Consider the following 13920-nt stretch of genomic DNA (forward strand, 5'->3'; position numbering starts at 1 on the left):
GCGGCTGGGGGTCCGGGGGTTACCCCCCGGTGAATGCAGCATCAGCGGGTCCGGGGTTCGAGTCCCTGGCGGCGCACAGGCGGTGAAGGTCCCTCGCGGGTGCGGGGGGCCTTCGCTTTTTGGACGGGCTCGCCTCAGTGCCGCGGGGGCGGCTGGGGGTCCGGGGGTTACCCCCCGGTGAATGCAGCATCAGCGGGTCCGGGGTTCGAGTCCCTGGCGGCGCACAGGCGGTGAAGGTCCCTCGCGGGTGCGGGGGGCCTTCGCTTTTTGGACGGGCTCGCCTCAGTGCCGCGGGGGCGGCTGGGGGTCCGGGGGTTACCCCCCGGTGAATGCAGCATCAGCGGGTCCGGGGTTCGAGTCCCTGGCGGCGCACGATGGCGATGGCGAGGCGTGTTCGCGGAAAGCGCGAACCGCCTCGCCGTCGGCGTTTCTGCGCGGCTGCGCCGCGCGCGGTGGGGGCTTCGCCACCCACACCCCCTTTGCCCTGGGTCCCTGCGGGCGTCAGTCAGAACGCTTAGCGGGTACGATCCGCACCGTCCACGCCCCCGCCGGAGTCCGGCCCTCCACCTCCACCCGCACCCCCTCCCCCGGCACCGTGAAGCTCTCGCCGAGGGCGACCGGGGCGTCCGCGAGGGGTGGGTACACCGAGTTCTCCCAGCAGGCCTCGGTGCGCGGGTGGGCGTCGATCACCTCGATCGGGCCGCGGCCGGACTCGGCGCCGCTGCGGATGCGGTAGACGAGGACCCCGTCCCGGCAGGCCCCCGCGTCGCTGCCGACGCGGCCGCGCGCCTCGAAGGCGAGCGCGCTGTCCGCGCCGGTGCGCACCACCGCGAGCTTGGTCCCGCCCCCGAGCCCGAAGGCCGGCGCCCCGGCCGCGCCCGTCACCGCCACCCCCGGACCGGCCCCGAGCGGCTCCAGCGTGAGCCGCGCACCGGCCGGGTCCCGTACGCAGGTCACCTGGCGGGGATTCAGCCACCCGAGCTTCCACTTGTGCCAGCCGAACAAGTCCGGTGCCAGCCCGAACTGGCTGCCCATCAGGTCCCAGTCGCCGACATAGGTGTCCCAGTCGCCCCCGCCGTCCACCGGGCGGTGGTAGAGGTCCGGCAGGTCGAAGGCATGGCCCGTCTCATGGGCCAGCACCAGCCGGTCCGGCGGATGCTGTTCGAACACCGTGACGACCCGCCGGATCTCGGTGCCGTCGGCACGCAGCGGAGTGTCCAGGTTGACGACCTTCGTGGCGTCGGAGTCCACCCCGGGCGCGTCCGGATCGGCGACGAAGTACACGATGTCGTAGCGGGAGAAGTCCACCCGGCTGTCGGCGGCGGCGAGGGCATCGCGCAGATAGGCGCTGCGGTTCTCGGGCTGCCAGTCACGCTGTATGGCGTACGCCGTCGAAGGGCGGGGCATCCGGATCCAGTCCCGGAGCGGATGCGGGCGCAGGGTGAACCTGCCGTAGGAGGCACGCTCGAAGAAGCGGCTGGTGGCGGGGAAGTGGTCGGCGGCCAGCTCGGCGGGACTGGTCAGCGGGAGAGAGTCGGGGAAGGACAGGAAGACCATCACCGCGTCCAGCGAACGGGCCGGGCGCGGGTAGGCGGCGTTCCAGGTGTCCAGGCCCTCCGAGTGGTGGGCGTCGGTGCGCTTCAGGGCACAGGGCGCGGACGAGAAGGGCTCGGCGACCGAGGGAGCGGAGATCAGGGAGGTCGCGGCGAGCGCGGACATCGTGGTGAACAGAGCGGCGGTGGTGCGCAGTCGGGGCCATTCGCGCAGCCGGACCCCGAGTCCCCGGAACGTCGCACGGGTGAGTTCCCTGAGCGGGAGCTGACGCGGCACGTGGACCTCCGGGAGCGGTTCGCGGGACACCGCACCCAGCCTGTGGGAATTTGTCGTACTACGCCCTGTTTGTCTGCACCGGACGAGTGATGGGGACCGATGGCGACACCCCCGAATCGCTCACGGACCGTCACATGTGGTCGGGGGGCTGCTGAACCTGTCCAGGTGCGGGCAGAAACGAATTGTCAGTTCGTTGGCTCGGTCCAGGACACTGGACACCGGCTGGAAGGCCTCCGACCCAGCCTCTATGATCGGCACACTTTCCTGACCCATCCTGTACAGTCCTGATCCTTTTCCTGCACGGATCCGGCCCGGCGGTCGCCAGGTCGGTCGGCATCCCGACGAGACCCATCCGAAGACCGAGTGCACTGCGGGAGCGAGCGGTGAGCGGAACGTCCGAAGGGCCGGCGCCCGCGGCAGATCTCATCGGGCCGGCTGTCACAGAGAGTGATCAAGGGTCCCCTTCTCGTACCGGTCCGCACGACCGGCCACCCTCCACGCCTTTCCGGTCCGCCTTCGACGCCTCTCCCCTGGCGATGGCGGTCGTGGATCGCGAAGGCCTGGTCACCGGCGCCAACCCGGCCCTCGGCGACCTCCTCGGCAGTTCCCCGCAGGCGCTGGCCGGGACGATCGCCGCCGATCTGGTGGACCTGACGTCGGACGCCCGTACCTGGCACGCGTACCGCGAGGTGCTGCGCGGCCGGCAGGCGCGGCTGCGCTGCACACGCCGGCTGAAGCACCCCGACGGCCACTGCCTGTGGGTGCAGGTCTCCATCGCGCCGCTGCCCGCCGAGGAGCGCGGCGGGGTCCTGCTGTCGGTCGCCGACATCAGCGCGCGCCGTGAACTCCAGGCCCGGCTACGGCACTTGCAGAACCACGACCCGGTGACCCGGCTGCCCAACCGCACGCTGTTCTTCGAACGCCTGTCGGCCGCGCTGGAGGCGGAGGCGTACGAGGAGGGCGGCACCGGGCGGATCGGGCTGTGCTATCTCGACCTCGACGGCTTCAAGGCGGTCAACGACACCCTCGGGCACCGGGTGGGCGACCGGCTGCTGGCGGCCGTAGCGGAACGGCTGACGCGGTGTGCGGACGAGGCGGGGTACGCCAGGGCGAGTACACCGCTGGTGGCGAGGCTCGGCGGCGATGAATTCGCCCTGCTGGTCGAGGACTCGACGGGCACCGAGCAGCTCGCGGACCTCGCCGAGTCGGTGCTCACGGCGCTCCAGGCCCCCTTCGACATCTCGGGCCGGAGGCTGTCGGTGTCGGCGTCGATCGGGGTCGTGGAGCGGCACGCCGCCGGGACCAGCCCCACCGCGCTGATGCAGGCCGCCGACACCACGCTGTACTGGGCGAAGGCCGACGGCAAGGACCGCTGGACGCTCTTCGACCCCGAGCGCAACGCCCACCGTATGACCCGCCAGGCCCTCGCCTCGACGCTCCGGCCCGCCATCGAGCGCGGGGAGTTCGTGCTGGAGTACCAGCCGCTGGTGTGCATGGAGGACGGGCGGCTGCGCGGGGTCGAGGCGCTCGTCCGTTGGAATCACCCGCAGTTCGGACTGCTGACGCCGAATCGGTTCATCGGACTGGCAGAGGAGGACGGCTCGATCGTCCCGCTGGGCCGCTGGGTGCTGGCCACCGCCTGCCGCCAGGCCCGCCGCTGGCAGCTGGACCGTCCGGACGAGCCGCCGATCTTCGTCAGCGTCAATGTGGCGGTCCGTCAGGTCTGGGACTCCGACCTGGTCGCGGACGTCGCCCAGACCCTCGCGGAGACGGGCCTCGCACCGCATCTGCTCCAACTGGAGCTGACCGAATCCGCGGTGATGGGCTCGGGCGGCCGCCCCCAGCAGGCGCTCCAGGCCCTCAGCGACATGGGCGTCCGCATCGCGATCGACGACTTCGGCACGGGGTACTCGAACCTGGCGTACCTGAGCCGGCTGCCGGTGTCCGTCCTGAAGCTGGACGGTTCCTTCGTCAAGGGCTTCCAGTACGACGGGGAGGGCATCGCGCCGAACCCGGCCGACGAGGTCGTGGTGGAGGCGATGATCGAGCTCGCCCATCGCCTCGGGCTGACCGTGACCGCGGAGTGCGTGGAGACCTCGGCGCAGGCCTCCCGGCTACGGCGGATCGGCTGCGACACCGGCCAGGGGTGGCTGTACTCCCGGCCGGTGACGCCGGATCGTATCTCCGAGTTGCTGCGCTCACCCGAGGTTCAGGCGGCCGCTCACAAGTCGTAGGCGTCCGCGAGGAGTTCGTAGGAGCGCAGGCGCAGCGCGCCGCTGTGGGCGTGGGACGTGATCATCAACTCGTCGGCGCCGGTGCGCTTGTGGAGGTCGTCCAGTCCGGAGCGGACCTCGCCGGCGGTGCCGTGCACGATGTTGGCGCCCCAGGACGCGATGAACTCCTCTTCCATCGCGCTGAACTGATGCGCCTCGGCCTCTTCGGGACTGGGGAAGAGCCCGGGCCGCCCGGTCCGCAGCCGCACCATGTTCAGTCCGGTGGCCCGCACCTGGCGCCGGGCCTCCTTCTCGTCGTCGGCGGCGAGGGCGGAGACGCCGATCAGGGCGTACGGCGCGGCCAGCACCTCGGACGGCTGGAAGGACTCCCGGTAGAGGTCGAGTGCCGGGATGGTGTTGTGCGCCGAGAAGTGGTGCGCGAAGGCGAAGGGCAGGCCGAGGGCACCGGCGAGCCGGGCGCTGAAGCCGGAGGAGCCGAGGAGCCAGACGGGCGGCCGGTGCGGGCTCTGGACCCCGCCGGGCGCTGTCGCCTGGACCGGTCCGGGGACGGCGTGGATACGGCGGTAGGGGTGCCCGTCCGGGAAGTCGTCGTCGAGGAAACGGGTCAGCTCGGCGAGTTGGTGGGGGAAGTCGTCGGCGCCCTCGTTGAGCCGGTCGGTACGACGGAGGGCGGCCGCGGTGGCCCCGTCCGTGCCCGGCGCCCGCCCGAGACCGAGGTCGATCCGTCCCGGGGCGAGCGCCTCCAGGGTGCCGAACTGCTCCGCGATGACCAGCGGGGCGTGGTTGGGGAGCATGACGCCGCCCGAGCCGAGGCGGATGCGGGAGGTGTGGGCGGCGAGGTGGGCGAGGATCACGGCCGGGGAGGACGAGGCCACGCCCGGCATGGAGTGGTGCTCGGCGACCCAGTACCGGTGGAACCCGCGGGACTCCGTCATACGGGCGAGCTCGACGCTGGTCCTGAGGGCATCGGTGGCGGTACCGCCGACGCCGACGGTGACCAGGTCGAGTACGGAGAGGGGGACGGGGGCGGTGCCCTGTACTGCGCCCCGGATCTCGTCTGCCGCCATCGGTGGATGCCTCCTGTTGTACGCCGCGACGTTCTTGTCCGGCGGTAACAGGAGGGTGGCTCCGGTTTATTCCCTCACACCTGCACGATCGGCTCCCGGGTGAACAGTGATCCGAGCGCCGGGGCGTTCACCCTGCGGTCCGTCAGGCGAAGGGCCTCCCAGACGGTGACCTGGTTCGCCGTCAGGACGGGTTTGCCCAGTTCCTTCTCCAGGGTGGGGATCACGGCCGCCGTGTGCAGGGCCGTGTCCGGGAGCAGGACCGCCTCCGCGGTGTCGTCGTCGGCCTGACGGGCCAGGGCCAGGACGTCCTCCTCCGTCCACTCCCCCACCTCGGCCGCCGTGATGATGCCGGAGCCCCGTACCGACACCACCTCCGCGCCGCCCGCCCGCAGGAAGTCGGCGAACAGCTCCGCCACAGCGCCGGGGTAGGTCGCGCCCACCGCCACCCGGCGCACACCCAGCTCCGCCGCCGCGTGCACGAAGGCGAAGGACGTCGAGGAGGCCGGCATGCCCGCCGTACGGGCCAGGGTGCGGACCTGGTCGTGGGCGCCCTCCCAGCCGTGGACGAAGCTGCCGCTCGTGCACGCCCAGACCACCGCCTCCGCGCCCGTGAGGCGGAGCTGTTCCACGCCCGCCGCCAGGCGTTCCGCGGAGCCCATCTCCTTGAGCGCGTCCACCCGGTGCGCGTCCTCGCCGATGTCCGTGTGCACCAGGTCCACCCGGATGTCGCTGCCCAGAAGCTGCTCGATGCGTGGATAGTCGTCCTCGGCGGAGTGGCCCGGGTAGAGGAATCCGAGTGCCGTCATGTCGAACCTTCCTGCTGCTGTTCCACGTCCGGAAGTGCGGGACCGCTACGGGCCGCCGGGTCGATCAGTGCCTGGTACGGTCCCACCGCTCGGGTACCCAGCCGACGCAGGGCCGCCCACATCGTCACCTGGTTGGCCGAGATCACCGGTATCCGCAGCTCCGCCTCCAGTTGCGGGATCACGTCGTACGTCGGCAGGTTGGTGCAGCTGATGAACAGACAGTCCGCGCCGCGCCGCACCGCCCTGCGCGCCATGTCCACCACATCGCGGTACGGCACCTTCCATATGTGCCGCGTCAGCCCCATGAACGCGCACCCCGTCACCCTGACGCCCCCCTCGGCCACGTACTCCTGAAGCGACCGGGTCACCGACACCGTGTACGGCGTCACCAGCGCCACCCTGCGCGCGCCGAGGTCGGCCAGCGCCTCCAGCAGCGCCCCGGAGGTGGTCACCGAGGGCACCGCGCCGGCCCTCGTCATCGCCTCGCACATCGCTCGCTCGCCCGCGACGCCGCCGACGAAACTGCCCGAGGTGCAGGCGTAGGCCACCACCTCGGGGGCGATGGCGATCAGGGTCCGCACACCCTCGGCGAGCGTCTCGTGCTCGCTCACCAGCCGGGCGAGGTCCAGGCTGACCTCGACCGGCACGTACGGCGTGCGGGTCAGATGCAGGGACACCTCGTCCGGGACCCAGCGCCACAGCTCACGGTCGAGGGCGAAGTCGAAGGGAGCGACCACACCGACACCGCGCTGCGGCCGGGGACCGCCGAGAAAGGACACGTCCATCGCAGGCACCGCCCTCGCGAGGAGATATGGGAACTGCGGACGGTGCAGGCGTCCGTGTTGACGAAGGTAGATTCGGGTGCGAGCGTGGTCAATCCGCGCATGTCAGACGCCCGGTCCCGACCGAAGGAACGGCATGACCACCCCCACGCTGCTCGTCCTGGACGCCGACCCGCTTCCCCGGCTCGGACGGCTCACCGGACGGGCGCGGATCGAGCACGCGGACCCCACCACCCTCGCGGCGAAGCTGCCCGACGCCGATGTCCTTCTCGTGTGGGACTTCACCTCCCACGCCGTGCGGCACGCCTGGCCCGGCGACGGGCCCCGGCCCCGCTGGGTGCACACCGCGAGCGCCGGTGTCGATCACCTGATGTGTCCTGAACTCGCCGCGTCCGACACCGTGGTCACCAACGCGCGCGGCATCTTCGACGAGCCCATCGCCGAGTACGTCGCCGCCCTCGTCCTGGCGATGGCCAAGGACCTGCCGCGGACGCTCGAACTCCAGGGGCAGAAGATCTGGCGGCACCGCGAGTCGCGGCGGCTCGCCGGTACCCGCGCCTGTGTCGTCGGCTCCGGGCCCATCGGGCGGGCCATCGTCCGTACCCTCAAGGCCCTCGGCGTCACCTCCGCACTCGTCGGCCGGGTCCCGCGCACCGGCATCCACGGCCCCGAGGACCTGGACCGGCTGATCGCCCGCGCCGACTGGATCATCGCCGCCGCACCGCTGACCGAGCAGACGTCCGGCATGTTCGACGCCCGCCGGTTCGGGATGATGCAGCCCTCCGCGCGGTTCATCAACGTCGGGCGCGGGCCGCTCGTCGTGGAGGAGGCGCTGGTCGAGGCGCTTTCCAAGCGGTGGATCGCGGGCGCCGCGCTGGATGTGTTCGCGCATGAACCCCTCGGCCCCGAGAGTCCGTTGTGGGGGCTGCCCGGGCTGGTCGTGTCCCCGCACATGAGCGGCGACACCATCGGCTGGCGCGACGAACTCGCGGCGCAGTTCGTGGAGTTGTACGAGCGCTGGGAGGCGGGCAGAACCCTGCCGAACGCGGTCGACAAGCAACGCGGGTACGTGCCAGGACGCTGAACTTCCCACGGCTGGAGGGCGCATGACCGACCTGACGGGACTGACCGCCGTACAACTCCTCGACGGATACCGCACGGGCGCGTTCAGCCCGGTGGACGCCACGCGCGCGGCGCTGGAGCGGGCCGAGCTGATCCAGCCGGAGGTGAACGCGTTCGTGCGGATCACCGCCGAGCAGGCGCTGGCGGGGGCCCGTGAGTCGGCCGAGCGGTGGCGGCGCGGGGAGCCGGCCGGGCTGCTGGACGGGGTCCCGGTCACCGTGAAGGACATACTGCTGATGCGGGGCGCGCCCACCCTCAAGGGCTCCAAGTCCATTGCTGAGAAGGGGAGTTGGGACGAGGACGCGCCCTCCGTGGCCCGGTTGCGCGCGCACGGCGCCGTCTTCCTCGGCAAGACCACCACCCCGGAGTTCGGCTGGAAGGGCGTCACCGACTCGCCGCTGACCGGCGTCACCCGGCATCCGCTGGACCCGACGCGCACGGCGGGCGGTTCCAGCGGCGGGGCCGCCGCGGCCGTGGCGCTCGGCGCGGGACCGCTGGCCCTGGGCACCGACGGCGGCGGGAGCGTCCGTATCCCCGCGTCCTTCTGCGGGATCTTCGCGCTGAAGCCCACCTACGGCCGGGTGCCGCTGTATCCCGCGAGCGCGTTCGGGACGCTGGCGCATGTGGGGCCGATGACCCGGGACGCGGCCGACGCGGCGCTGATGCTGGACGTCATCGGGGCCCCGGACTCCCGGGACTGGTCGGCGCTCGGTCCTGTGTCCGGCTCCTTCACCGACGGGCTCACCGGCGGTGTGCGCGGGCTGCGGGTGGCGTACTCGCCCTCGCTCGGCGGTCAGGTGGCGGTGCGTCCCGCGGTCGCCTCGGCGGTGCGGCGGGCGGTGGAACGGCTCGCGGGGCTCGGCGCGTACGTGGAGGAGACCGACCCCGATGTCACCGACCCGGTGGACGCCTTCCACACCCTGTGGTTCAGCGGCGCCGCCCGGGTGACCCAGCATCTCGGGCCGCACCAGCGGGAGTTGCTCGACCCCGGCCTGCGCGAGATCTGCGCGCTCGGCGCCCGCTACAGCGCCCTTGACTATCTGGCCGCCGTCGACGTCCGGATGGAACTCGGCCGCCGGATGGGCCGCTTCCACGACTCCTGCGATCTGCTGGTCACCCCCACCCTGCCGATCACCGCGTTCGAGGCGGGCGCCGAGGTGCCCAAGGGCTCCGGGCACCGCCGCTGGACGGGGTGGACGCCGTTCACGTACCCCTTCAACATGACCCAGCAGCCGGCCGCCACCGTCCCCGTCGGCACCGACGGGGACGGACTGCCGGTGGGCCTGCAGATCGTGGCCGCCCGGCACCGGGACGATCTGGTGCTGCGGGCGGCGCACGCGCTCATGTCCGACGGAAGCTGAGGGTCTCTCCCGCGGCGCCCGAGCGCCAGAGGTCGTTGCACGCGTCCGCCATCTCCGGCAGGCCCTCCACCACCTGCCCCCAGACGATGCCGGGCACCCAGCCCACATCGCCGTTGAGCAGCAGGTTGTTGCGCTCGTAGAACAGGGCCAGGTCGACCAGGGTGGTGCCGGGGCGGACCTCACGGTCGTAGCCGTAGGCCTTGGTGCCCAGTTCCGCGCCCGCGAAGGCGAAGTAGCAAAGGTCACCGGGGATCGGGGTGACGGTCGGGTTCTCCAGGGGTGGCTCGGTGTCGGCGAAGGGTGGGAAGAGGGCGTAGATCTCGTTGCGGGCGTATTTGGCGTGGTAGACGTCCCCGCTGAGCGGGAGGGCGTCCCAGACTGCCGCGCAGGTGACCGGTGCGCGGTCGTCCAGGAGTTTCGCCGTGCAGTGGATGTCCCGCTTCACGAGCGAGACCTCGATGAACCGATCAGTCATGCAAACCAGGGTGCATACATCGCATGCTCTCGGGTAGCCGCGCCGCCATGGCTCCACCACTGGAACATGGGAAACACATATCCGGGCCCACGCGCCGATCGCTGCTCGCGGGGGTGGCGGCGCTCGGTGCGCTGGGCGCGGCCGGCTGCTCACGGGTGGCCACGGCCTCCACGAAGGACGGCGGCGAGCTGCTCGAACGACTGCGGGCGGCTGGTGTCGTACGGCTCGGGATCGCGGGCGAGATTCCCTTCGGTTACATCGACAAGAACGGCGAGCTGACCGGCGAGGCCCCCGAGCTGGCGAAGGTGATCTTCAAGCGGCTCGGCGTGGACCGGGTGCAGCCCGTGCCGACCGAGTTCGGCTCACTGATCCCCGGGCTCAACTCGCAGCAGTTCGATGTCGTCGCGGCCGGGATGTACGTCAATCCCGAGCGCTGTGAGCAGGTCATCTTCGCCGATCCCGACTATCAGATGCTCGATTCGTTCATCGTGCGCAAGGGCAACCCCAAGGGCCTGCAGGACTACCGGGACGTCGTCGAGAAGAAGGTGAAGTTCGCGACCGGCACCGGGTACGCGGAGATCCAGTACGCGGTCGAGGCCGGGTACAAGGAGAGCGACATCCTCATCGTCCCGGACCAGGTGGCGGGGCTGAACGCGGTCGAGGCCGGCCGGGTCGACGTCTTCGCGGGGACGGCGCTGACCACCCGCGAGGTGGTGAAGAAGTCCGGCAAGGCCGAGGCGACGAAGGCCTTCAGGCCCATCGTCGACGGCAAACCCCGTGTCGACGGCGGCGCGTTCGCGTTCCGGCCCACCGAGACCAAGCTGCGGGACGCCTTCAACGTGGAGCTGCACAAGCTGAAGAAGAGCGGCGAACTGCTGCGCATCCTCAAGCCGTTCGGCTTCACCGAGGCGGAGATGACCGAGCTGACCGCGAAGGAGCTGTGCGGCGGATGACTTCGGGACTCTGGGAACTCGTACTCAAGGGCGTCTGGGTCACCGTCCAACTGCTGGTCCTCAGCGCGCTGCTGGCCACGGCGGTCTCGTTCGTGGTCGGCATCGCCCGCACCCACCGGCTGTGGATCGTCCGCTTCCTCGCGGGCTTCTACACCGAGGTGTTCCGCGGGACCTCGGCGCTGGTGATGATCTTCTGGGTGTTCTTCGTGCTGCCGCCCGCCTTCGGCTGGCAGCTGGTGCCCCTGTGGGCGGGCACGCTCGCCCTCGGACTCACCTACGGCGCCTACGGCTCGGAGATCGTGCGCGGCGCGCTGACCGCGGTCGACCCGGCGCAGAAGGAGGGCGGCATCGCGCTCAGCTTCACGCCCTGGCAGCGGATGAGGCTGATCCTGCTGCCGCAGGCGGTGCCGGAGATGATCCCGCCCTTCTCCAACCTGCTGATCGAGCTGCTCAAGGGCACCGCCCTGGTGTCCGTCATGGGCATGGGCGACCTCGCCTTCAGCGGCAACCTGGTGCGCCTGGCGCTCCAGGAGAGCGCGGAGATCTACACGTACATCCTGCTCATCTACTTCGTGATCGCGTTCCTGCTCACGCGGATCATGCGGGGTCTGGAGAAGCGGTTGAAGGCCGGTGTGGGCAAGCAGCCCGAGAAGAAGGTCGTCGTACCTGAGCCGGTGGGCGGTGGTGTGTCATGACGTGGGACTGGGGAGCGGTCGGTGACTTCATGCCGCACTTCTGGGACGGACTGCTGGTCACCCTGCAGGCTCTGGCGCTCGGTTCGCTGATCTCCTTCGCGCTCGGTCTGGTGTGGGCGCTGCTGATGCGGACGCCGAGCCGCTGGGTGCGCTGGCCGGTCGGGATGGTCACGGAGTTCGTGCGCGACACCCCGCTGCTGGTGCAGCTGTTCTTCCTCTTCTCCGTACTGCCCGAGTGGGGCGTAACCTTCTCCGCGCTGACCACCGGTGTCTTCGCCATCGGGCTGCACTACTCGACGTACACGATGCAGGTCTACCGGGCCGGTATCGAGGCGGTGCCGGTCGGCCAGTGGGAGGCCGCGACGGCGCTGAACCTGCCGCTCACCCGTACCTGGACCGCGGTGATCCTGCCGCAGGCGATCCGGCGGGTCGTGCCGGCGCTCGGCAACTACGTGATCGCGATGCTCAAGGACACGCCGATGCTGATGGCGATCACGGTCCTCGACATGCTCGGCCAGGCGCGGCTGTTCTCCCAGGAGCAGTTCCAGTTCACCGAGCCGCTGACGGTGATCGGCGTGGCCTTCATCGTCATTTCCTACCTGGCCTCCCTTCTTCTGCGAGCCCTGGAGCGACGCCTTGTCCACTGACATCCAGCACAGTCCCGACATGAACCCGGCGGACAAGCGCTCCAACGGCGAGCTGATCCGGCTGGAGCAGGTCACCAAGCGGTTCGGCGACAACACCGTCCTCGACCACCTCGACTTCTCGGTCCAGGCCGGCAAGCACGTCACGCTGATCGGTCCGTCCGGCTCGGGCAAGACCACGATCCTGCGCCTGCTGATGACGCTGACCAAGCCCGACGAGGGCACGATCACCGTCGACGGGGAGCGGCTCTTCCCGGCGCCGGAGAAGCAGGTCCGCGAGGTCCGCAAGAAGATCGGGATGGTCTTCCAGCAGTTCAACCTGTTCCCGAACATGACGGTCCTCAGAAACATCACCGAGGCCCCGGTCACCGTGCTCGGCATGTCCAAGGACGCGGCCGAGGAACGGGCCCGGGACCTGCTGGAGCTGGTCGGCCTCACCGACCACGTCGACAAGCACCCCTCCCAGCTCTCCGGCGGCCAGCAGCAGCGGGTGGCCATCGCCCGGGCGCTGGCCATGCGGCCGCAGGTGCTGCTCCTGGACGAGGTCACCTCGGCCCTGGACCCGGAGCTGGTCGCGGGCGTCCTCGACGTCCTCAGGGACATCGCCCGCTCCACCGACATCACGATGCTCTGTGTGACCCACGAGATGAACTTCGCCCGCGACATCTCGGACCAGGTACTGATGTTCGACTCCGGTCGGGTCATCGAGGCCGGCGCCCCGGAGAAGATCTTCAGTGAACCCGAGCACGACCGGACCCGGGAATTCCTCAGCGCGGTGCTCTGACCCGGTACCCAGGTCATGGCGATGTCATATGCCAGAGGGTTATCACCGCAGCTTGCGGCGTCGGTATCTTGTCAACAACCGCTCACTACAAGCCTCTTGGCGGCTATCGTGGAGACGATTGGCTGACTGGAATCAGGCCCAGGGGGAAACCGTGGCGCTGAAGCACGAGCCGACCGCGCCGTACCACTCGGCCCAGGACGCCCTGCGCGTCCTGGAGACCGTGGCACGGCACACCACCGGAATCACCGACGTCGAACTCGCCCGGCACACCACCCTCAGCCCGGAGCGCCTGACCAGCCTCCTGAGGATGCTGCGCCGCGAGGGGTACGTCGAGCAGATCACCGACGGCGCCTATGTCACCGGCGAGGCGCTGACCCGGCTGGGCTCGGCGCAGGACCGGGAGGCCGCGCTGCGCGACAAGCTCCAGCACACCCTGGACCGGCTGCGCGACTCGGTCGGCGCGGCGGTGTACATCAGCCGGTATGTCGACGGTGAGGTGAAGGTCACCCAGTACGCCGACGGCCCGGACGCGCCGGCGGTGAACGAGTGGGTGGACTTCCGTTACTCGGCGCATGCGACGGCGGTCGGCAAGAGCCTGCTCACGCAGCTCGACCACAACGGTCGGCGTGATCATCTGTCCCGGCACAAGATGGCGCGACTCACCTCGCGGACCATCACCAGCGACAAGCTGCTCCTGTCCCGGCTGGAGGCTCAGCCGCCCACGGTGCCGGTTCTGGACCTTCAGGAGTATGCGGTGGGCACGGTGTGTGCGGCGGTGCCGATCACTGCGGGGTCCTCCGTCGGGTGCCTGGCGTTGTCGTTGCCGGTGGAGCATGCGCATCGGTTGCGGCAGGCCGCGGACGCCTTGAATCGGAATGCGGCGCCTGTTCTTCTGTCGCTGGCGATCTAGGGTTCGGGTGCGGGCCCGGTGGGGGCTGGTCGCGCCCACGCGGCGGAGCCGCATATCGATACAGCCCCGCGCCCCTAGGTAGGTGCACTTGCCCTTGGTTCGGAGCAGCCCCTCGGACCAGGTAGTATTTTCTTCGTCGCCAGCCGCGAGACATCAAAACGAGCGGTTGGTGTGAGTCATGCGCCGCTAGCTCAGTTGGTTAGAGCAGCTGACTCTTAATCAGCGGGTCCGGGGTTCGAGTCCCTGGCGGCGCACAG

13 protein-coding genes and 1 tRNA gene are annotated in these 13920 nt (G+C 70.4%); 9 read left to right on the forward strand and 5 right to left on the reverse strand.

Going from position 1 to position 13920, the window contains the following annotated elements:
• Window positions 1–501: 501 nt before the first annotated feature.
• The gene (locus tag RMT89_RS38635; protein ID WP_315888434.1) at window positions 502–1860 is read right to left on the reverse strand and encodes a M6 family metalloprotease domain-containing protein; all 1359 of its coding nucleotides are present in this window, start codon (window positions 1858–1860) and stop codon (window positions 502–504) included.
• Between the two features lie 353 nt (window positions 1861–2213).
• Here RMT89_RS38635 and RMT89_RS38640 point away from each other — a divergent pair, with 353 nt between their 5' ends.
• Entirely contained in the window at window positions 2214–4064 is a 1851-nt protein-coding gene (locus RMT89_RS38640) for an EAL domain-containing protein (protein WP_315888435.1), read from the forward strand.
• Here RMT89_RS38640 and RMT89_RS38645 read toward each other — a convergent pair.
• From RMT89_RS38645 to RMT89_RS38655, 3 genes are all read right to left on the reverse strand, one after another.
• Window positions 4052–5131 carry an LLM class flavin-dependent oxidoreductase gene (locus RMT89_RS38645; protein WP_315888436.1) on the reverse strand — a complete coding sequence of 360 codons (1080 nt, stop codon included), beginning with the start codon at window positions 5129–5131 and terminating at the stop codon, window positions 4052–4054. The two genes, RMT89_RS38640 and RMT89_RS38645, sit on opposite strands and share 13 nt — an antisense overlap.
• A 74-nt stretch (window positions 5132–5205) precedes the next feature.
• The gene (locus tag RMT89_RS38650) at window positions 5206–5937 is read right to left on the reverse strand and encodes an aspartate/glutamate racemase family protein (RefSeq protein ID WP_315888437.1); all 732 of its coding nucleotides are present in this window, start codon (window positions 5935–5937) and stop codon (window positions 5206–5208) included.
• On the reverse strand, window positions 5934–6722 hold the full coding sequence (locus tag RMT89_RS38655; RefSeq protein WP_315888438.1) for an aspartate/glutamate racemase family protein: 789 nt from the start codon (window positions 6720–6722) through the stop codon (window positions 5934–5936). Before RMT89_RS38655 ends, RMT89_RS38650 begins: the two co-directional genes overlap by 4 nt.
• Before the next feature lie 133 nt (window positions 6723–6855).
• On the opposite strand from RMT89_RS38655, the gene RMT89_RS38660 reads away from it, so the two are divergent.
• Window positions 6856–7803 carry a D-2-hydroxyacid dehydrogenase gene (locus RMT89_RS38660; RefSeq protein WP_315888439.1) on the forward strand — a complete coding sequence of 316 codons (948 nt, stop codon included), beginning with the start codon at window positions 6856–6858 and terminating at the stop codon, window positions 7801–7803.
• 22 nt (window positions 7804–7825) lie between these two features.
• The gene (locus RMT89_RS38665) at window positions 7826–9202 is read left to right on the forward strand and encodes an amidase (protein WP_315888440.1); all 1377 of its coding nucleotides are present in this window, start codon (window positions 7826–7828) and stop codon (window positions 9200–9202) included.
• Here RMT89_RS38665 and RMT89_RS38670 read toward each other — a convergent pair.
• A complete protein-coding gene (locus tag RMT89_RS38670; RefSeq protein WP_315888441.1) occupies window positions 9183–9677 on the reverse strand; it encodes a DUF3830 family protein in 495 nt (164 codons plus the stop codon). The genes RMT89_RS38665 and RMT89_RS38670 overlap by 20 nt on opposite strands.
• Window positions 9678–9724: 47 nt before the next feature.
• Between RMT89_RS38670 and ehuB the strand changes: the two genes are divergently transcribed.
• The 6 genes from ehuB to RMT89_RS38700 all read left to right on the forward strand — a co-directional run bounded on the left by ehuB (window position 9725) and on the right by RMT89_RS38700 (window position 13917).
• The gene (ehuB, locus tag RMT89_RS38675) at window positions 9725–10630 is read left to right on the forward strand and encodes an ectoine/hydroxyectoine ABC transporter substrate-binding protein EhuB (RefSeq protein WP_315888442.1); all 906 of its coding nucleotides are present in this window, start codon (window positions 9725–9727) and stop codon (window positions 10628–10630) included.
• Window positions 10627–11325 carry an ectoine/hydroxyectoine ABC transporter permease subunit EhuC gene (gene ehuC / locus RMT89_RS38680; protein WP_315888443.1) on the forward strand — a complete coding sequence of 233 codons (699 nt, stop codon included), beginning with the start codon at window positions 10627–10629 and terminating at the stop codon, window positions 11323–11325. Before ehuB ends, ehuC begins: the two co-directional genes overlap by 4 nt.
• Window positions 11322–11972 (forward strand): ectoine/hydroxyectoine ABC transporter permease subunit EhuD, encoded by a 651-nt coding sequence (gene ehuD / locus RMT89_RS38685; RefSeq protein WP_315888444.1) that lies wholly within the window; start codon window positions 11322–11324, stop codon window positions 11970–11972. Before ehuC ends, ehuD begins: the two co-directional genes overlap by 4 nt.
• Before the next feature lie 19 nt (window positions 11973–11991).
• A complete protein-coding gene (gene ehuA, locus RMT89_RS38690; protein WP_315888446.1) occupies window positions 11992–12753 on the forward strand; it encodes an ectoine/hydroxyectoine ABC transporter ATP-binding protein EhuA in 762 nt (253 codons plus the stop codon).
• Between the two features lie 151 nt (window positions 12754–12904).
• Window positions 12905–13663: an IclR family transcriptional regulator C-terminal domain-containing protein gene (locus tag RMT89_RS38695; protein WP_315888445.1), complete on the forward strand. Its 759-nt coding sequence runs from the start codon at window positions 12905–12907 to the stop codon at window positions 13661–13663.
• Between the two features lie 180 nt (window positions 13664–13843).
• Window positions 13844–13917: transfer RNA gene (locus RMT89_RS38700), tRNA-Lys, on the forward strand.
• Window positions 13918–13920: the final 3 nt, after the last annotated feature.

Source organism: Streptomyces sp. P17 (assembly GCF_032436805.1).
In the GTDB taxonomy this organism is placed as follows: domain Bacteria; phylum Actinomycetota; class Actinomycetes; order Streptomycetales; family Streptomycetaceae; genus Streptomyces.